The following is a 21084-nucleotide window of genomic DNA, read 5'->3' as shown; positions in this document are numbered from 1 at the left end:
ATTGACCTTAAAGGACATTTAACATCTGTTCCTTAATTTTTTCGAGTTCATCTTTCATCTGAACCACTAATTTTTGCATAGGTGCATAATTAGATTTTGAACCTATAGTATTAATTTCTCTACCAATTTCTTGAGAAATAAAGCCTAATTTTTTTCCGTTAGAATCGTCAGAATTTAAAGTCTGTGTAAAATAATCTAAGTGATTATCTAGTCTTACTTTTTCTTCAGTGATATCAAATTTTTCAATGTAGTAAACCAATTCTTGCTCAAAACGGTTTTCATCTACTTTATCTTTAAGGTCAGAAATTCCTTTTTCTAATCGTGCTCTAACACCATCAATACGATCTGGATCCATAGCAATTACTTCATTTAGTAAACGTCTTAAAGTAGAAATTCTATCTATAAAATCTTGCTTTAAAGTTTCACCTTCATCTTTACGATAACCAACTATTTTAGTAATAGCTTCATTGATTTCTTTACTGATAAGTGACCATTCTTCTTCATCAATCTCGTCGCGTTCAGTCGTTACAGCATCTGGTAATCTAATCGCCATTTTAAGTAACTCTGTAGTATCACCATCAACAACTTCTTTAAGTTGTTTAATATATTCTTTAACTACAGTTTTGTTAATTTTAGAGCTAGTGTCTTCTCCTGTAATTTCAACAAAAAGCGAAAAATCTACTTTTCCTCTTCCAAGGTTTTTTGCAATAAGTTTTCTTACCTCTAACTCTTTTGCTCTGTACATAGATGGCATACGAGCGTTTAGGTCTAAACTTTTACTGTTTAGTGATTTTAACTCTATAGAGATTTTTTTTGTTGGGAGCTGTAATACAGATTTCCCATAACCTGTCATTGATTGTATCATTAAGACTTTGTAATTAAAGTTGCGCAAAGGTACAAAATTGAACTGTTTTAAAAGTGTATTAAAATTTTTACAAACACTTATGCATGCATAGGATACTTTCTTAACTTTGTTTTCTTAAATTTTAGTTATGAAGATGTATAAAAAACAGTTTGAAATTCGTTGGAGTGATGTTGATGCTAATGGACATTTAGCTAATTCTGCGTATACCAATTTTATGAGTCACGCTAGGATGGCTTTCTTTTCTGAACAAGGTTTTTCTATGCCAGAAATCATGAAGCATAATGTTGGCCCTGTAGTTTTTTACGAACATATGTACTATTTTAAAGAGTCTTTTATAGGAACGCCAATTACGGTAACTATTGAAGTTTCGGGTTTAAGTGAAGATGGTATGTTATTTATGTTTGAACATAATTTTTACAATCATAAAGGCGAAAATTTAGCGTATTGCGAAATGCAAGGTGGTTGGATAGATTTAAAAGCAAGAAAATTAACTGGTTTACCGGAACCTTTGTTAACATTAGCAAATACATTTCCAAAGTCTGAAAGTTTTAAAGTATTAACTAAAGCAGATACGCGCAAGCATGGTGTGAAGCCTAAGCCTATGGAAATGTAATTTTTTATAATTACAGAGTGTTTTATCTATAATTATGATAAGATTACTGCCTTCGCAGGAATTTATTACTTAAAAACCGAATGCTGCTTAAAAGATTTAATGTGTACATTTTCTATAAATGGCTTTAAAATCTTATTAGGTAAATAACGTTTGTGTTTACAATAACAAGTTAAAGTTTTGGGTTGTGCACCAAGCGTGCTTTTTATTTCTGAAGCTGTACGTCCTAAATTAATTTGGTCTGATTTGGTTTCGATGCCAAGGCGAACATAATCATTTAAAATTCTTGGGTAAATCGCAAATTCTTTGTTGTTAACATAATCAATGCCAATAAAATGAGCGTCGAGATGAGTGTCATTTTGCATAGCAGATAAAAAACCAACGAGTTTATCTTCTAAGAAATAACCTTTTACTATAAATTGATTTTTGAAGGCTTTTTTAAGATGTATATAAGTATCGAGATTTAAAACTTGAGCGTTAAAATCAGCATTATCAATAGTGTTATGATACAACTCTTGAAGTTGATGTTTGTAGGTTTCAATATCTGTTTCAGAAAATAATTTCGTTTTTAATGCGTCACTTTTGGCATCGGCTCTATTGGCCTTTACACGGTATTTTGATTTTAATGCATTGGTATAATCTTCGAAAGAATGCCATTCCGGTTTTAAACTAATAATCATATTAGGTTCTACTTTCATGGCAGCATAATCATAAGATTTGAGATGATTTGTAATAGAAAGCGATTCGTTTTTAAAGTCTTTTACAAAAATAGCATTCAGTTTTTTTTTGTTTTTTGATAGCTTTTTAACGCTTTCTGCAACGGCTTTAAAAGTTTCAATTTTGTCTTCACCTTTTTTAAGAAAGGTACCGTATTCTCCACTTAAAAAGACATTTCCACAGAATAAAACACGAATATGGTTTCTGCAAAACATATTATTTACAATACGTCTAATTTTATCAGACACAGTAATGTTTTTGGTAATGGTTTCAATACCAATCGTCACAATTTGCGTGTTTGCAAAAGCAATGGCTTTTTTGTCTTTTAATATGAATATATAATTGAATTCTATATCTGTGTTTGCAATTTCAAATGCTTTTAAAAATTCAGGTGAATAGTAAATATTGGTGCAGCATTTAACGCTATCCCAATAGGCTTGAGGAATAGTATCAACGGTTTTAAATACTTCAGATTTTAAAGACAAATTAATTGACTTGTTTAGGTTTAATAGAGACTAAATATACGCCAGAAAAGATAAGAACCATTGCAATGAGTTTTAAGGTGTCAATACTATCAGCTCCCATAATTATTGCAAATAAACCAGCAATTACGGGTTGTAAGTAAATAAAAACACCAACAGTCGAAGCTTTTAGTTTATTTAGAGCTATTGGGTTAAAGAGGTAGGTTCCAAAAGTAGCACCAACAATAACAAATGCTAATGAGAAATAAATATATGGGGTAAAAGTTTGCCATTGTACCTCCTGTAATTCTTTATATCCAAAGGGTAAAACCATTATGAATCCAAAAAGGAACAGCCATTTTATAAAGGTAAATGGATGATATTTTTTTGTCAATTGTTTAATTAAAATAACGTAAATACTATAAAATATGGCGTTTAAGAGAATAAAAGTATTTCCTAAAACAACGTTGTCTGCAGTTCTATCCGATTCTCCAAAAAGTGTCAGTACTAAAGCACCAGATAAGGCTATAGTTATTCCTGCAATTTTTAAAAACGTTACTTTTTCTTTTAAAACAATGGATGATAAGATGAGAATAATAACAGGCGTAATGGTCATTATTGCAGAGGCATGGATAGGTGTTGTTAATTCTACACCTTTTAAAAAGAAAAGCATGTTTACGCATACACCAAACAATGCAGCAATAAAAAATTTAAAAAAGTCCTTACGTTCTATTTTTTCTTTTGGCAACCAAATACTAATAGCCCAAAATAGAATGGCAGCACCTCCGACTCTTAAAATAGTTAATGCAAAAGGTGGTACAAAGTTTCCGTTCATTACCGTTTTTGCAAAGGTGTAGTTTAGTCCATATAAAACCTGAACCATGATAAGCGCAAAAATGGCAAAGCCTCTACTATGCATGTATGGCGTTTTTTGCAGCTTCCACTATTTTTTTAGAATTGCCTATAAATATCTTATTGTTAAAAAGTACTACAGGTCGTTTTAAAAAAGTATAATGTTCTAAAATGTAGTTTTTATAATCGTCTTCTAATAGCGGTTTATCTTTTAAGCCCAACTCTTTGTATAGTCTTGCGCGTTTACTAAATAAGCTTTCATAGCTATCAGTAAGTTCTCGCATTTGTTCAATTTGTTGCTCAGTAATTGGTTCGGTTTTTATATCCTGTAACTCAAATCCTTCTGGTAGATTAAGCTCACCAATGATTCTAGTACATGTATTACAAGTGCTTAAATAATATATTTTTTTCATATCAGAAATCTATATAATTTTGAAACCACAAAGTAACCGTATTTAAAGGGAATTTTAAGTACATTTAAGAAAAATAATATTTTATGGATTACTACTCAATTGCCACAATTTTAATTGTGTTATCGGCACTTTTTGGTTACATAAACGTCAAGTTTTTAAAACTGCCAATTACAATAGGATTAATGGTTATTACTATTGTGTTTACAGTAGTTTTAGTTGGTGTTGCGCAGTTTGATGATACCTTACTGATAAAGGAACGAGAGTTTATTGCCTTAATAGATTTTGAAACAGTTCTCCTTGATATTATGTTGAGTTTTCTGTTATTTGCAGGTGCTTTACATACCAATTTCAATCAACTTAAAGTGCAACGCTGGCCAATTATGGCTTTTGCAACTTTGGGTGTTTTAGTGTCTACATTTTTAGTTGGTATTGCCATGTTTTATGTTTTAAAACTAATGAGCTTAGATGTAGATTTTATCAATTGTTTATTATTTGGTGCGTTAATTTCGCCAACAGATCCAATAGCCGTTTTAGGAATTTTAAAAAAAGCAGGAGCTCCTAAAAAGCTCGAAACAAAAATAGTTGGCGAATCATTATTTAATGATGGTGTTGGCGTTGTAGTGTTTTTAACCATTTTTGCTATTGCAGCAAAACCAGATGCTGCTATTGAGTTGTCGGATATTGCAACCTTGTTTGGACAAGAAGTTATTGGAGGTATTATTCTAGGATTGTTTTTAGGTTGGATTACGTATCGCTTAATGAAATCTATTGACAACTATGAAATTGAAGTAATTCTTACACTTGCAACAGTAATGGGTGGAACTATGCTAGCGCATCAGTTTCATTTATCTGCACCATTAGCAATGGTTACAGCTGGTCTTATTGTAGGTAATGATACTGTAAGAAACTCTGCAATGTCTGAAACTACAGAAGCTTACGTTGATAAATTTTGGGAGCTTATAGATGTTTTATTAAACACTGTATTATTTGTAATGATTGGTATGGAAATGCTAATTCTTACCTTAGAAGGTAAATATATTTATGCAGGATTATTGGCAATCCCTATTATACTTTTGTGTCGTTATATTTCATTGTTTATACCAATTAAATTCTTCGAAAAACGATTAGATTTTGTGCCTAAAACAAATTTAATAATGACTTGGGGAGGATTGCGAGGTGGAATCTCTATTGCATTAGCACTTAGTCTCACTGCAGAAATGCATAGAGAATTATTTTTGGTAATTACCTATGTAGTCGTTGTTGTTTCTATTGTTGGCCAAGGATTAACCGTTGGGCCTATTATAAAACGATTAACAAGAACTAAATAATTATTCCATTTTTAAATAAGAACCGAGTTCTTCAAACGGAATTACAAATTCTATATAATCTTGGTCATAGGAGGCTACTTCATAAACATTATAAAGTAAAACGAGTCCATCATCGCTATAGCCTATGTTTTCTGGTAACTGAAATGGTTTTCCAAAGAAGACATCTTCCATGTTTACAGCAGAATCTTTTAGTTGAACCGTTTTTGTAAAATGTGATTTAGCGAGTGCCTTAAATTCATCATTATTTTCAATAAAATCATCTAAGTTTAAAACATGCCCTGTTTTGGCATCTAAATTCAAAAATTTAATTTGGTCATTACCATGAGCACCACCTTTAAATTCGTAAGTGCTTATTGCAATGGTTATAATCGCTTCAGATTGATAAACTAATTCTGTTTCAATATCGAGTTCCCAAACAGGTTCAGATTCTTCTGAGAAATCCTTTTTAAAATCTAGATATTCTTTATTGAATTCTTTTAAAATGGTTTTTAAATCATTTTTACTTTCAGCTGTACTTAACGTTTCAACAAGAGCATTGTCAACATTTGAGTTTATAGTTTTACTAAGTTTGTCTTTACCTTCAGCCTTACTGTAAGTTGCTGTAATTGCGGCATCATATGTTTCAGTAACTGAAATCGTTTCAAAAGACGCAGGTTTTATTTCTGAAGAGCAAGAATTTAAAACCAATATAAAAATCAAAAAAGGAATTATTTGTTTCACAGTAAATGAGGTTATAAATTATAGACAATAAAGGTATTGTATAGAATTAGAAAGAACGAATAATCCATTAAATTTGTTGTGATTTATAATCGAAATTTCAAATACGGTATAATTATGAAATTCAATACAAAAACAATTCATGGTGGTCAAAAACCAGATGCTGCTTATGGCGCAATAATGCCACCAATTTATCAGACTTCTACTTTTGCGCAATCTACACCAGGAGGACATAAAGGTTATGAATATGCACGTTCTGCAAATCCGACACGGCATGCTTTAGAAGAGTCATTTGCAAGTATTGAAAATGGTAAATTCGGTTTAGCTTTTGGTTCTGGTTTAGCAGCTATTGATGCTGTTTTAAAATTGTTGAAACCAGGAGACGAAGTGATTTCTACAAGCGATTTATATGGAGGAACCTATCGTTTATTCACTAAGATATATGAAGACTTTGGTATAAAATTTCTGTTTGTAGGAATGAATAATGCTGAACGTATTGAAGATTATATCACAAAAAACACAAAATTGATTTGGGTTGAAACACCAACTAACCCAATGATGAATATTATAGATATTGTTGCGACTGCCGCAATAGCAAAAAGACATAATGTGCTTTTAGCTGTAGATAACACCTTTGCGACACCTTATTTACAGCAGCCCTTAGATTTAGGTGCTGATATTGTAATGCACTCGGCAACCAAATATTTAGGAGGACATAGTGATTTGGTAATGGGAGCTTTAGTAGTAAAGGATAAAGAGTTGGCAGACCGCTTATATTTTATACAGAATGCAAGTGGTGCAATTTGTGGTCCGCAAGATGCTTTTTTAGCTTTAAGGGGAATTAAAACATTGCATGTAAGAATGCAACGTCATTGCGAAAATGGTAGAGCAGTAGCAGAATATCTAAATGAGCATCCTAAAATTGAGAATGTGTATTGGCCAGGATTTAAAAGTCATCCCAATCATGATATTGCAAAAACACAAATGAAAGATTTTGGAGGTATGGTATCCTTTACAACAAAAGGAAATAATTACGAAGCGTCTATAAAGATTGTAGAAAATTTAAAAATCTTCACCTTAGCGGAATCACTTGGAGGTGTGGAGTCGTTAGCTGGTCACCCAGCAAGTATGACGCATGCTAGTATTCCTAAGGAAGAGCGAGAAAAAACTGGGATTGTAGATTCTTTAATAAGATTAAGTGTTGGTATTGAAGATGAAGCTGATTTAATAGCGGATCTAAAACAGGCTATTGGATAATTACAGAGAAAGATTTTAATGCAAAAAAGACCAAATCTTACGATTTGGTCTTTTTTTTATAGGTTATAATATGTTTTTTAATCTAAATAATAGATATAACCGAAGTTCAACCATACCATCCAATCATTAGCTTTATTAGATTCTAGTTGGTGGTTTAAACCATCTGTCCAATCAGAAAAATAATATTGTAATCTTAAGTCAATCATAAAATCAGAAAGTACAGAAAGTTTATAACGTGTACCAATACTACTTACTATAGACCAAGTAGAACCACTCATGTCATCTACAGAGCCAGGATCCCAACCTGAGTAAAAGTTGTTTGGGTCATCCGGATTTCCAATATCATTTGGGTTTAAAGGGTCTGAACTTACATAATCCGTAAAAGTTTCGGGTCTATAGGAAACATAATGTGCACCTAAGCTTGCAAAAGGAGCAAACTTATTTATACCTGCGGCAAAAGCTCTAATACTTCTTGGAAAAAATTCTAGTTGCATACCAATATCCCAGTTTTGAGATTCTCCAGTATGACCTCTTAAACGATTAGCATCTTCAGAGTTTTTATCTGGATCTACCCATTTTCCGAAATGAGTAAGTGATGTTTTGTTCCAAGATATTTCACTTCGTAATTTAAAGTGGTCATTAAAGTATTTGTCAGTTGTGTAACAGTTACAATCTGCGCGATATGCAAAATTCATGTAATGTACAAGACCTAGACCAATACCGGAATTACCAATGTTAGTTTCAAGATCAGACCTCACACCAAAATCGGATTGGTAAGTGACTGGTCCTGCAATAATTCCTATCTCATGAGAGAAACCTAATTGCGAATAACCAATTTGAATTGACAAAAGCAACGCTAATGGAACGATTATTTTTTTAATGTTTTGTATCATCTAATTATACATTAATGAATATTTACCGAGCAAATATATAAAAACTCGACGAAATACCAAATAAAACGGATAAAATGCATTAATTATTATTTTTTAAAGAAAATAAACAGAAGCAGAGATAAAAAAACCTTTTGAGAATAATAAAAAAATATATACTTATTTTTATAGATAACGTATATTTGCACCCAATATATTATAATTCAATAATATTGGTCTAATATATTGAGTTTTATACAATTCTGGTGATGCAATAATTGTTATTGCTGCCAACAATTTAAACATAAAATGTAATATAACATAAATATGAAAGAAAAGATTGAAGCTTTTTTAGACTTAGTCAAAGAGCGTAATGGTCACGAGCCAGAATTTTTACAAGCTGTACAAGAAGTTGCGGAAACCGTAATTCCTTACATAGCTAAAAATGATATTTATAATGGTAAAAACATTCTTTTGAGAATGGTAGAACCAGAAAGATTGATTTCTTTTAGAGTGAGTTGGGTTGATGACTCTGGAGAAATACAAGTTAACAGAGGTTATAGGGTTCAAATGAATTCTGCAATAGGACCATACAAAGGAGGTTTACGTTTTCATCCAACCGTAAATGCTAGTATTTTAAAATTTTTAGCATTTGAGCAAGTTTTTAAAAATTCACTAACAACTTTACCAATGGGTGGAGGAAAAGGTGGTTCTGATTTTGACCCAAAAGGAAAGTCAGATAATGAAATTATGCGTTTCTGTCATGCATTTATGACAGAATTATTCAGACATATTGGTCATAATACTGATGTACCAGCTGGTGATATTGGCGTTGGTGCAAGGGAAATTGGTTTTATGTTTGGGATGTATAAAAAATTGAACAACACATTTACAGGTGTATTAACTGGTAAAGGCGCATCTTGGGGAGGATCATTAATAAGACCTGAGGCTACAGGTTACGGTAATGTATATTTTGCACAAAATATGCTACAGAGAAATGAAGATTCTTTTGATGGTAAAACCGTAGTTATTTCTGGGTCTGGTAACGTTGCACAATATGCAGCAGAAAAAGCAATAGAATTAGGCGCTAAAGTTTTAACATTATCAGATTCTGGTGGATACATTTATGATGAAGCCGGTATTGATACAGATAAGCTTAAACACGTTATGTATTTAAAAAATGAAAAACGTGGTAGAATTAGTGAGTATTTAGAGACTTATCCTAATGCTAAATATGTAGCCGGTGAAAGACCTTGGTCTGTAAAATGTGATATCGCATTACCATGTGCAACTCAAAATGAGTTAAATGGTGAAGAAGCAAAACAGTTAATAGATAATGGATGTATTTGTGTTTCTGAAGGTGCAAATATGCCTTCAACACCAGATGCTGTTCATGAGTTTCAAAAAGCAAAAATATTATTTGCTCCAGGTAAAGCCTCAAATGCAGGTGGTGTTGCAACATCTGGTTTAGAAATGAGCCAAAACTCATTGCGTTTAAGCTGGTCTCGAGAAGAGGTAGATTCTAAATTAAAAGATATTATGGAAGATATTCATGATTCTTGTGTAGAATATGGTTTAAATGAAGACGGTTCTATAGATTATATAAAAGGAGCTAATATTGCAGGTTTCGTTAAAGTGGCAGATGCTATGTTAGCGCAAGGTGTGGTTTAATGAGCATATAAATTATAATGATTAAGCTTCTGCAATTTTTGTAGAAGTTTTTTTTATGACTTAATATATGATATGCACTATATTTTCGTTACTATTAAATATCTTTGACCAAACCTAATTAACGAATGCGCAATTCTGTTTTTAAAATTTTTATTCTAGTTTTTGGGCTTTCTGCTTCATGTTATAGTCAAGATTTCTCAGCGTTATGGCAAGGGCATTTTTCGTACAATAATATTGTTGATGTTGTTAGTGGAGAACATAAAATTTATGCTGCGGCTGAAAATGCCATATTTGAATATGATACATTAACAAATGAGATTAAAACAATTACCACTGTAGATGGTTTATCAGGTGATTCTATAACCACTATTTATTATAGTGATATTTATCAATACCTTCTAATTGGTTATGAGTCTGGTTTATTAGAATTGTACTCTGAGATTGAAGACTCAGTTCTTACCATAGTAGATATCTTAGATAAGCAAAACATTACACCGGCAAATAAAAGGATTAATCACTTTTATGAAGACGATGGATTAGTATACATTTCTACTGATTATGGTATTTCTATTTATGATTTAAGTGGTTTAGAATTTGGTGATACTTATTTTATTGGTGATAACGGAACTCAAATTTCTGTAAAACAGACTACGATTTTTAACAATGAAATTTTCGTGGCTTGTTCAGATAACAATGGTATAAAAAAGGCTGACTTAAGTAATCCTAATTTAATAGATTATCAGCAATGGCAAACAGTTATATCAGGTAGTTATCAAACAATAAATACTATTAATAACACAATTTATTCAGTTCGGTCTAATAAAGTATTATATGAAATTGATGGCGCTACAATCAACACAATAACAACATTACCATTATTACCTCTTGATGCTGAGGTCTCAAATAATCACTTAATTTATACAATGGAAACAGCTAGTCGTGTTTACAATGAGAACCTCCAGCTTGTAAATACGTTGCAACCAAATTCAGATTTCAATACTAGTTTTACGTCTACAACAATTGTAGATAACAATGTTTACATTGGCACAATAGAGTTAGGAGTTCTAGAAATTTCATTAGACGGTTCAAGTTTATATACCGAGATTAAGCCAAACGGACCATTAAATAATAATGTGTTTAGGTTAAATTCTGATACTGAAAGTGTGTTTGCTACGTTTGGAGATTATTCTTCTTCAATAAATCCTTATCCTTTAAAAAGCTTAGGATTAAGCTATTTTAGAAATGAAAAATGGGAAAACATACCTTACGATAGTATTTTTGGAGCAAAAAATTTATCCGAGATTTCAATTAATCCTTTTAACACAAGACAGGTTTTTATAAGTGCAGTTCATTCGGGTTTATTAGAATTAAACAATTTTGAGCCTACAGAATTGCATGATGAAAGTAACAGTGGTTTAGAATCATTAAATGATCCAAACGACCCTAATGCTGTAAGTATTAGAATTACTGATTCTAAATTTGATAACGATGGCTTACTTTGGTCCGTATCGAGTAGAATAGATAATCCATTAAAATCTTACAATCCTTCTACAGGAAATTGGCAGAGTTATAGTTTTACAAGTTTAATAGAAGACGGTTTTTCTGATGAAGATGGTTTTTTTGAAATTGAAATAGATAATAATGGTACCAAATGGATTGGCTCTTATGATAATGGTTTATTGGCCTATAATGAAAGTGTTTCAAATAATCCTTTAAGAAATATCAATACATCAGACTCAACCATTGATCCTTTTACAAGGTTTATTAGCTTGGCTATAGATAATAATAATCAGCTTTGGATAGGTACAACAAAAGGGTTAAGAGTATTATATAATACTTCTGGTTTTTATAATGATCCTAGCCCTTCTCTAAGTCAAGTTATTATCTTAGAAGATGGCATTGCAAAAGAATTATTAGAGGGTCAGGTAATTACAGATATAGAAGTGGATGGTTCTAATAATAAATGGATTAGTACAATAGATTCGGGTGTGTTTTATTTTTCTCCAGATGGCCAAACCACCATTTATCACTTTACAAAAGATAATTCGCCATTACCTTCTAATACGGTAAATGATGTTTCAATAGATTCTGATAATGGTATAGTCTATATAGCTACAGATAAAGGTTTATTGGCCTTTAAAGCTGGTGGGTCAGATACTAAAGAAAGCTTAGATGATGCTTTTGTCTATCCTAATCCTGTGCGACCAGAATACAACATTCTTGGTTTTAATAATCTAAATGATATTACCAAAGGCGTAAAAGTAAGTGGACTTACAGATAACGTTAATGTTAAAATCACTGATATTGAAGGGAATTTAGTCGCAGAAGCACAATCTAACATTAATCTTAGATCTTCTAATACTAATTATAATTTTGCCATTGATGGTGGAACTGCTGTATGGAATGGTAAAAACCTAGGAAACTCCGTAGTAAGAACAGGTGTATACGTAATACTAATTTCAGATTTAGATTCTTTTGAAACAAAAGTTCTCAAAGTATTAATAGTTAGATAAAAGATGCTCTCAAAAAACAACAGTATTGTACTTTCAAAACTAAAATACAGAGAGTACGATCTTATTGTTAAATGCTACACGCAACAACGTGGTGTTGTAAGTTATTTACTTAAAGGTGTTTTAAAATCTAAAAAGGGATTGTCTAAAACCGTGTATTATCAAGCATTGTCTCAACTTCAAATCGAAGAATTTTATAAGCCTAACCAAACACTTCATTTTATAAAAGAAGTAAAGTTCAATTACATTTACAAAAGTCTTCATACCAACATTTATAAAAGTTCTATTGTTTTGTTTTTGGCTGAAATTCTTTCAAACGTTTTAAAAGAGGAGGAGAAGAATGAAGGTTTGTATGAATTTATTGCAGCAGCACTTCAATATTTAGACAACGAAGATCAATTTTCTAATTTTCATCTTTTATTTCTTTTAAAGTTAACACGTTACTTAGGTTTTCAGCCTGAAAACCTTGATAATAATTACACCTATTTTAATCTAGAATCTGGCGTTTTTGAAGCTACAAATAATGGAATTTACTCCATTTCTGGCTCAAATTTAACACTGTTAAAACAGCTTTTAGGCACAAATTTTGAGGCTTTAAAAACGATAAAAATCAATGCCACACAAAGACAAGAGTTTTTGAATATGCTGTTGTATTATTTTGAATTACATTTGGGCAGTTTTAAGAAACCAAAATCATTACAAGTGCTTAACGAAGTGTTTCATTAAGTAGTTACCAAAACGATGTTTTTATTGATAATGAGTTTACGAGTGAAGAATAATTATCTATTAGCTATCATTTCATTTTTTCTATTTCAAATGGCGATTGGGCAAACCGTTACTGTTTTAGAGGTGGATACTAATATGCCTATTCTCGGTGTGTCTGTATATAACCCAAATAAAAGTAAGACCTTGGTAACCGATTATAACGGACATGTATCTATAGATGGATTTAAGGATAAAGAAACTATCGTTTTTAAGAATTTTCTATACGAAAAACGAACATTTACGAAGTCGCAAATTGCAAAGCTTAATGATACTATTTATCTCACACCTAAGGTCGAATATTTAAAAAAAATTGTAATCTCGGCTTCAAAATTTGAACAAAATAAACGCGAAATTCCACAAACAATCGTCAGTTTAAATGCTAGTGATATTGCTTTTGCAAACCCACAAACCAGTGCAGATTTATTAAATAATACTGGGAATATCTATATTCAGAAAAGTCAATTAGGAGGCGGAAGTCCTATGATTAGAGGATTTTCTACCAACAGATTATTAATTACTGTAGATGGTGTACGTATGAATAATGCCATTTTTAGAGGTGGAAACCTTCAAAATGTTATCTCAATTGATCCACTTGCAGTTCACAATACCGAAGTCACTCTTGGCGCAGGTTCTGTAGTATATGGTAGTGATGCTATTGGAGGTGTTATGAGTTTTTATACTAAAAAACCACAACTGTCTTATAAAGATGATTTGTATTTAAGTGCTAATGCAATGAGCAGATATGCCACAGCAAGCAATGAAAAAACAGGACATATAGATGTTAATCTTGGTTATAAAAAATGGGCATTTTTAACGAGTGTTACTTATACCGATTTCAACGATTTAAGAATGGGAAGTCATGGACCAGATGATTATTTACGATTAGAGTATGTAGAACAACAAAATGGTGAAGATGTTATTGTGGCTAATTCTAATCCGCAAATTCAAAATCCTACTGGTTACAATCAAATAAATTTAATGCAAAAGGTGCGTTATGAACCTTCAGATAATTTAGATTTCGATTTTGGTGTGTATTATTCTACCACCTCAGATTATTCTAGGTATGATCGATTATTGCGATATCGCAATGATAATTTACGCTCTGCAGAATGGAGTTATGGACCACAACAATGGTTTATGAGTAATTTTCAGCTCACAAAACTGAGTAGTAAATCAAGTTTCTATAATAAAATACAAACCACACTAGCTTATCAAAATTTTAAAGAGAGTAGGCGAGATCGTGATTTTCAATCGGTACTAAGAGATGTGAGAGAAGAAAATGTCGATGCTATTTCGCTTAATGTCGATTTTGAAAAACGATTTAACAGTAAAATCTCGCTCTTTTATGGTGCAGAATATCTGTATAATTTAGTGGGTTCTGTTGGCGAAGAACAGAATATTGAAACCAGTACTAGTACAGCAGCCGTAACGCGTTATCCAAATGATGCTACTTGGCAGTCGTTTGCAGCTTACGCCAGTTTAAAGTATAAACCAAATAGCAAGTTTGTGTTTCAGTCTGGTTTGCGTTATAATCAAGTGATTTCTAAAGCCGATTTCACGGCAAACAATGTCTTTTTAAACCTACCTTTTGATGACGCTAGAGTAGATACTGGTGCATTAACAGGTACTGCAGGTATTACTTGGTCGCCAAGTGATATGATACAATGGAAACTAAATGCGTCAACAGCCTTTAGAGCACCAAATATTGATGATATTGGTAAGGTGTTTGATTCAGAGCCTGGTTCTGTAGTAGTACCTAATAAAGATTTAAAAGCCGAATATGCCTATGGTGGCGAATTAGGTTTAAAGTTGAATTTTGATGATAAAGTTGTTATAGATTTAGCCGCATATTATACCTTTTTAGATAATGCCTTAATCAGAAGAGATTACGAGTTAAATGGTGAAACCGAGATTATGTACGATGGCGAATTAAGTACTGTACAAGCCATACAAAATGCATCTAAAGCATGGATTTATGGGTTTGAAGTTGGTATGGATATCAATTTCTCTAAACATTTAAAATTGCGTTCGCAATACAACATCATAGGTGGAACGGAAGATAATGAAGGTGTAGAAGAACCCATAAGACACGTGGCGCCAAGTTTTGGAGAAACACATTTAAAGTGGAAGACCGAAAAATTCTTAGTAGATACGTTTTTAGTGTATAATAATGAATTTTCTAATAGTCAATTGGCACCATCAGAAGCTGCTAAAGATTATTTGTACGCAAAAGATAGTGATGGCAATCCGTATGCACCATCTTGGTACACGTTTAACTTAAGAACCCAATATAAGCATAACGAAAATTGGAGTCTCACAGCCAGTTTAGAGAATATAACAGACCAACGTTACCGACCATATTCTTCTGGATTATCTGCAGCAGGAAGAAACTTAGTACTTGCTTTAAAATATACATTGTAATAGAAGATATCAAACAGTCTGTGGTATTCAAACTTAATCTCAGGACTACCCGAAGGAAACCCGACGCATATCCGACGCAGCTCTAAGTTATATTTAGGTATAGTTGGTTAAAATCCTTTTCCAAAAAAAATAGAGATGTCAAAATAATAAGAGACTGCTTTTCCTTCTGCATTTTTTAATCTAAGGATATCAAAAGGTTTCTTTTCATTGTAAGCTAAAGCTTGTCCTAGCATGGTGCAATTAACGCAGTCCTTTTTTACATACGCGTATTCTTCCTTAATACTTTTAACAATTATTGCTTTTTCAAAGGAACTGCCATCACGTCCGGTATTATCAATGTTTTGGGATGAGGTAGTGTCCTCTTTTGCTGAATCGTTTATGTTTTTTGTTGAAGAACAAGAGGTCATAATAATTAGACCAAGTATACAGGTAAGTTGTACTAGTTTTTTCATGATATAGTAGTGATATTATGTGCTAAAAAAACTTTCCCAATACAAGTATCAAGAAAGTATTAATTATTTCGTTAAGTAACTTTATAGGTATTATTTTTTTACTGCCTTTTTACTAATTACTTGTCCGTTAGATAACGTAATTCTAGCAATATAAGCTGCTTGGCTTAATTTAGATAAGTTATAAACCTCAGTTGTACTATTAGCTTGTAAATTATAGATTCGTCTTCCTAAAACATCTAATATCTCAACATTAGAAATGCTTAATTCTTTAGAATTCAATTTAAACTGCACTTGGCCATCATTTAATTCTACTATAGAAATAGAATTGGTATCCATCACAATATCGTCTATAGAAAGTGCCTGAGTTGTAAATACAATTTCAAAACGATTATTAAACTCACCAGGTTCTGATGTAAACGTATAATCAGATGTTTTTAAATTATGAGTTGTATTTAATAAGTCATCTTTAATGTAGACATCGTTATTTGTGTAAAAATCACCTTCAAATTGTGCTATTGAAATAGTGTATAACGTTGCAACATCAATAGTAGTTTTAAATCCGAGAGGAATAATCTCATCAAGGTCCAAGCTATTTAGGTCTTTTCCTTGAATCACAAATTGTTCATCTGCACTATCAGAAATAATAGAATAGAATGTTGCAGCAAGCGCTGATGATTTGTTTTCAGTAACATCGTAAAATGAGCCATCATAACTATCCGTTGCACCATCTAAGTGTGCAACTGCAATTTGTTTAGAAACACCATTGTCAGAACTTAAATTTAACCATAATACCTTTCTATTAGTTTCTGTAGTTTCACTTCTAAAGAATTGATCATTATTACCAGTGACTCTCATGGCATTATTAAAGGTAATAGGAGAGGTGTCTAAAGTTTCAATAAAGAAACCTTGTCCAGAAGGTACAAAATCATTTGGTATTACACCAGATCCACCAGCAGTATTTACGCCACTACCAGAAATTATAGCATAATCAGATTGAGCGAAATTAGCACCTTCATTACCAGAAGCATTAATATTTTCTGGTGTAGCATGACTCCATAAATAGATGGTATTTACAGTACCAGAATTTACAGAAAAGAACTGTGCAGCATCAATAGCACTTGGGTAAGGGTTGCCAATAAAATTCCAATCCGAATAATCACTTGTTGGTAAATAGACCACAGCAGGTGTAATAACACCATTGTTAAATGCTCCAACAAATGGAAATTGCTGATTTGCAGGTAACATGCCAAAAGAACTTGCTGTTGCAGCATACCCAACACCAGGAAGCATTGTGCCTGAAGCAGGTTGCCAATCGTCACCATTATCATCAATATCATCTTGTCCAGGTGTGAATGTGTTTGTGTTGGCATTTTCAATAAGGTCGTCCACAAAATTTGCAGCATTAAACACAAAACGACGTGATACTGGTACAGTAGAAAATACGTTCTCTATGGTTTCACCAACCACTGGAGAACTCCAATACGTGTATTGATAAGGTGTACTAATCATACTCGTTTGTTTTTGTACTGTAATTGTTCCATTGGCTGTTACAGTTGCTAAATCGTTATTTTGTACTACAGAACCTGCAGTAAATACAGTAATGTCACCATCTGCAATAATATTGTTTTCAATTTCTATGTAATTGCCGTTAGATACTTGTAATTCATAGCCAGCATTAACAATTAGGCTACAACCACTAAAACTGGTTTCACCGTTTGTTACAACGCTTGTATCATAATCACCATCAATAATTACTGCGCGATCTATGCTTGGTGGTGTAGACCAAGATGTACCATCCCAAGTAGAAGATAATGCTTCTAATTTTACAGCATTTGAGGCTTCAAAACATGTAGCAGAATCTTCTCTTAATTGACAATAGTATTGGTAACCATTAAAGTTAACGGTATTTGGTATGTTAAGAGTAGCCGATTGTTGACCTGAGTAGTCTGCATTACCTGCTAGAATTTCTGTCCATACAGCAGTACCAGGCACATTGTAAAACCATTGGTAAGTTAAATTTTGAGCATCTGGAGGTGATGGACCATCAAAGCCTTCTGTACCACTAATTGTAAAACTTGCCGAAAAGATACAGTCGAATGTTGAATCTAAAGGCTGTAATGTTACTGTTGGTGGAGTTCCAGTAGAGAAGTCGTAAGTTCCAATTGTAGAGTAATCAACATCACTACAATCAATGTCAGTCCAATCTATAATTATCCAATCTGCGGTAGAAAATGTCGTGTTCGGAAACGTTGCGTTTATATCTCTTTGAAAATCTGCTCCTTTGTCACCAAGTCCTAGACCAGTAGCCCAAGTTTCATCTCCAAAAGCTCCCCAAGAATCAACAAGGGATGACGATGCATCATATAAGCCTATAAAATCATGTCCGATGTTCTGATTTCCTGAAGCGAAAAAATTAATACTTGCTCCAATAGTAGCCAAATCTACTTGCGCTAAACTGCCATCACCACCTGTAACTGGACATTGTGAATCGTTAGTGCCACATGAAATAACATAGGTGTCTCCATCTGCGACTGATCCAGAATTAAGAATTATATCATTAAATGTAGTAGTATTTCCGTTATTATATATTCTAACGCTGAAATTCGTAGTTGAAAAATAAATTGGTGCACCTGTACCATTATATAATTCTATATATGATAAACTTCCGGTAGGAGAATCTGTTATCTCACTAATAAATAAATCACCAACCACAGTACTAGAGGTCGTTTGGCAACCAGCAATAGTGTTATCAATGAGGTTAAATGTATTACTAAATGTACATCCATTAGATAATTGAATACTTAATGGTCCTCCACTAATTATAGTATTTGGCAATCTAACAACTAGCTCTAACGTACTATCAGATACAGGTGTTAGTGATACTCCATTTAAACTTGCTGTTGCACCTGCTAGGTCATTTCCAGGTGAAACAATCGTTACAATTGTGCCTGCAGGTCCTTCTGCTGGCGATATAGAACCACTTAAAGATGCACAAACACCTTCGCCACTTACACCAAAAGTATAAGGGTTTTCGTCGCTATCATCACTAACAATTGTTATTGTCCCAGTTCTTGTTCCAGAATTAATTGGTGAGAATTCTATATCAAATTGTACAAAATCTCCAGGAATTAAAGTTATAGGTGCAGGATTGGTTGAAATTGAAAATTCAGCTGTATTAGAGGAAGAAATGCTAGTTACATTTAAATCGGCAGTTCCTTCATTTCTAATGTAGTATGACTTTAAAGCTGGTGTGGCAGTTCCAATTTCTGTTCCAGCAAAAATGGTATTGTTACCAGTATTGGCAGCACTTCCATTTGCAATTGATGCAAACGTTGTATCTCTTTCAACGTCTATTTCTGGCGATGGCGTAAAGCCTTCACCTGTTAAATTAACCGTACAAGTACTTTCATCTGCATCGTCATTATTAATAGTAAGTATCCCTGTTATTGTTCCAACTGACGTAGGAGTAAAACGAACTGTTACCGTTTGCGAGCTTCCTGCTGCAATAGCAAACGGAGTAGCAGTAGGTGATACAATTGTATATTCACCAGTAATAGCTAGAGAACTTATATTTAAATCTAATGATCCAATATTATCTATATTAAATGTTAAATCAGCAGTGCTTCCATCATTGGCAACATTTCCAAAATCTATAGTGTATCCACAGTTTTGATTAGTTGAGGTGTCATCTACCAATTGTAACTCTGGTTCAGGAGTAGAAGCTCCACAGAAAATTTCAACATCATCTAGGTAAAACGAACCACCAGATCTTGGTGATTGCAGAATTCTAATATAATAATCACCAATTAAGTTTAAATTGATATTAAATGTATTTGCAGTAGTTGTAATATCACCAGTATTTGATCCATCAGCAACAATTGAAGATACAGTTGTCCATGGTCCTGTTGGTGCTGTAGCATATTCAAAATTTATAGTGTAATTAGATGTTCCACCTGATGCGCGCGCTATAAAACTTAAAGACGTTGGGTCAGTAAGTGCAACTGAAGTAATTATATCATCATTATTGTCATTAAAACCGATGCCATTACCTGTGTTTCCAGCTGTGCCATTAATGTATGTACCTGAGCCTCCTGTCCAATTACCATAACCTGAATCGAAATTGTCAGAAAGACAAGGTCCTGTTAAAGAAGTATCATCTCCAATTAATGGACTTGGTGTATAATACAATGGTCCACCTGAACAACCAGAACCATTATAAGCAAATACAAAAAAGTAATATTGGGTGTTTTGTGTTAAACCAGTTGCAGAAAATGTAGTTGTTGTAGAACTTTGAATAACTGTTCCACTCCCTAAAGTATCACCAATTGTATAAGTTGTTCCATCTACAGGATTTGCACCCAATGTTGCAGATGAACTCGCAACCACTAAATAACTATCTGCTGCTGATGCGGTGAATGAACCATCAATTGATGAACTTGTTATGTTATTTAAAACTAAACTTGTAGGTTGAGCTGTTGGAGATGTACAAGCAGCAGCTGGTGTTCCTAAAATTTCTGCATCATCAACAATCCAGTATTCGTTACCGGAATTATTATTCATAATCAACCTCACTCTTAGATTTGAAGAATTAGGTAAATCATTGATAGTTATTGTACTATAACCGTCAGATGTCCTATTGCCACCTCCTGATGGAGTGAATATTGTAGCAGAATTATCACCGTCAAAAGTTGTAGATGCGGTTCCTGTACCTGAATCAAATGACCACCTAGCGTTTGAATTACCTTCTATTTCTAATTCATCAGACCAAGTTGCTCCACCATCTGTGCTTACACCAACAAAAACTTCATCAGAACCATCAGCTCCATTTCCGGAAGTTCCGGAGAAAGAAGCTAAACGAAATGTGAAATAAATTGATGTATATCCTGAGGCGTCTACACTAGAAAATAAAACTGTAGAAGTTCCGTCGCTTTCTTCAATGGCCTGAGAGCCACTAACAAAATTATCATCTCCAGTAGGAAAAGGTCCATTACCTGTAGCAATAGAGCCACCTGTATAAGTCATTGTTGGCGTAGCAGGTACGGATTCAAAATCTTGAATTCCTATGGTTGTTTGCCCAAAACTGAAGTTTAAAGCAAGACAAATAAATATAAATGGTAAAAAGTAGTTTTTAATCATAAGGGATAATAAAAATGAATTAATAGCCTTCAAAGTTACT

15 protein-coding genes are annotated in these 21084 nt (G+C 32.9%); 7 read left to right on the top strand and 8 right to left on the bottom strand.

Features of this window, described 5'->3' with window-relative positions:
* Window positions 1-7: 7 nt before the first annotated feature.
* Window positions 8-865: a YicC/YloC family endoribonuclease gene (locus Q0807_RS02560; protein ID WP_299106004.1), complete on the bottom strand. Its 858-nt coding sequence runs from the start codon at window positions 863-865 to the stop codon at window positions 8-10.
* Between the two features lie 133 nt (window positions 866-998).
* On the opposite strand from Q0807_RS02560, the gene Q0807_RS02555 reads away from it, so the two are divergent.
* Window positions 999-1478 carry a thioesterase family protein gene (locus Q0807_RS02555; protein ID WP_299106112.1) on the top strand — a complete coding sequence of 160 codons (480 nt, stop codon included), beginning with the start codon at window positions 999-1001 and terminating at the stop codon, window positions 1476-1478.
* A 65-nt stretch (window positions 1479-1543) separates the two neighbouring features.
* On the opposite strand, the gene Q0807_RS02550 is transcribed toward Q0807_RS02555, so the two are convergent.
* Genes Q0807_RS02550 through Q0807_RS02540 form a run of 3 tightly spaced genes read right to left on the bottom strand, consistent with a single transcriptional unit; the run spans window position 1544 to window position 3918 of the window.
* Window positions 1544-2677 carry a hypothetical protein gene (locus Q0807_RS02550; protein WP_299106002.1) on the bottom strand — a complete coding sequence of 378 codons (1134 nt, stop codon included), beginning with the start codon at window positions 2675-2677 and terminating at the stop codon, window positions 1544-1546.
* 1 nt (window position 2678) lies between these two features.
* Window positions 2679-3572, bottom strand: coding sequence for a DMT family transporter (locus tag Q0807_RS02545; protein ID WP_299106000.1), 894 nt, complete (start codon window positions 3570-3572; stop codon window positions 2679-2681).
* The gene (locus tag Q0807_RS02540) at window positions 3565-3918 is read right to left on the bottom strand and encodes an arsenate reductase family protein (protein ID WP_299105998.1); all 354 of its coding nucleotides are present in this window, start codon (window positions 3916-3918) and stop codon (window positions 3565-3567) included. Before Q0807_RS02540 ends, Q0807_RS02545 begins: the two co-directional genes overlap by 8 nt.
* An 83-nt stretch (window positions 3919-4001) precedes the next feature.
* Here Q0807_RS02540 and Q0807_RS02535 point away from each other — a divergent pair, with 83 nt between their 5' ends.
* Window positions 4002-5246: a sodium:proton antiporter gene (locus Q0807_RS02535; protein ID WP_299105995.1), complete on the top strand. Its 1245-nt coding sequence runs from the start codon at window positions 4002-4004 to the stop codon at window positions 5244-5246.
* Here the strand turns inward: Q0807_RS02535 and Q0807_RS02530 are convergent, their stop codons facing one another.
* Complete coding sequence (locus Q0807_RS02530; RefSeq protein WP_299105992.1) at window positions 5247-5966, bottom strand: DUF3298 and DUF4163 domain-containing protein; 720 nt, start codon at window positions 5964-5966, stop codon at window positions 5247-5249.
* 114 nt (window positions 5967-6080) lie between these two features.
* Between Q0807_RS02530 and Q0807_RS02525 the strand changes: the two genes are divergently transcribed.
* Complete coding sequence (locus Q0807_RS02525; RefSeq protein ID WP_299105989.1) at window positions 6081-7220, top strand: cystathionine gamma-synthase; 1140 nt, start codon at window positions 6081-6083, stop codon at window positions 7218-7220.
* A 77-nt stretch (window positions 7221-7297) separates the two neighbouring features.
* Here Q0807_RS02525 and Q0807_RS02520 read toward each other — a convergent pair whose 3' ends face one another.
* Window positions 7298-8113, bottom strand: coding sequence for a glutamate dehydrogenase (locus Q0807_RS02520; RefSeq protein WP_299105986.1), 816 nt, complete (start codon window positions 8111-8113; stop codon window positions 7298-7300).
* Between the two features lie 303 nt (window positions 8114-8416).
* Between Q0807_RS02520 and gdhA the strand changes: the two genes are divergently transcribed.
* From gdhA to Q0807_RS02500, 4 genes are all read left to right on the top strand, one after another.
* A complete protein-coding gene (gene gdhA / locus Q0807_RS02515) occupies window positions 8417-9760 on the top strand; it encodes an NADP-specific glutamate dehydrogenase (RefSeq protein WP_299105983.1) in 1344 nt (447 codons plus the stop codon).
* A gap of 125 nt (window positions 9761-9885) precedes the next feature.
* A complete protein-coding gene (locus Q0807_RS02510; RefSeq protein ID WP_299105980.1) occupies window positions 9886-12273 on the top strand; it encodes an ABC transporter substrate-binding protein in 2388 nt (795 codons plus the stop codon).
* A 3-nt stretch (window positions 12274-12276) separates the two neighbouring features.
* A complete protein-coding gene (gene recO, locus Q0807_RS02505) occupies window positions 12277-12996 on the top strand; it encodes a DNA repair protein RecO (RefSeq protein WP_299105978.1) in 720 nt (239 codons plus the stop codon).
* 15 nt (window positions 12997-13011) lie between these two features.
* A complete protein-coding gene (locus Q0807_RS02500; RefSeq protein ID WP_299105976.1) occupies window positions 13012-15456 on the top strand; it encodes a TonB-dependent siderophore receptor in 2445 nt (814 codons plus the stop codon).
* Between the two features lie 107 nt (window positions 15457-15563).
* Here Q0807_RS02500 and Q0807_RS02495 read toward each other — a convergent pair whose 3' ends face one another.
* Together Q0807_RS02495 and Q0807_RS02490 are read right to left on the bottom strand one after the other, a co-directional pair.
* Window positions 15564-15908: a hypothetical protein gene (locus Q0807_RS02495; RefSeq protein WP_299105973.1), complete on the bottom strand. Its 345-nt coding sequence runs from the start codon at window positions 15906-15908 to the stop codon at window positions 15564-15566.
* 90 nt (window positions 15909-15998) lie between these two features.
* Entirely contained in the window at window positions 15999-21044 is a 5046-nt protein-coding gene (locus tag Q0807_RS02490) for a choice-of-anchor D domain-containing protein (RefSeq protein ID WP_299105971.1), read from the bottom strand.
* Window positions 21045-21084 lie beyond the last annotated feature (40 nt).

The sequence above is a fragment of the uncultured Winogradskyella sp. genome, assembly GCF_947495255.1.
Classification (GTDB): Bacteria; Bacteroidota; Bacteroidia; order Flavobacteriales; family Flavobacteriaceae; genus Winogradskyella.
This window is presented reverse-complemented; position numbering and strand designations above follow the sequence as displayed.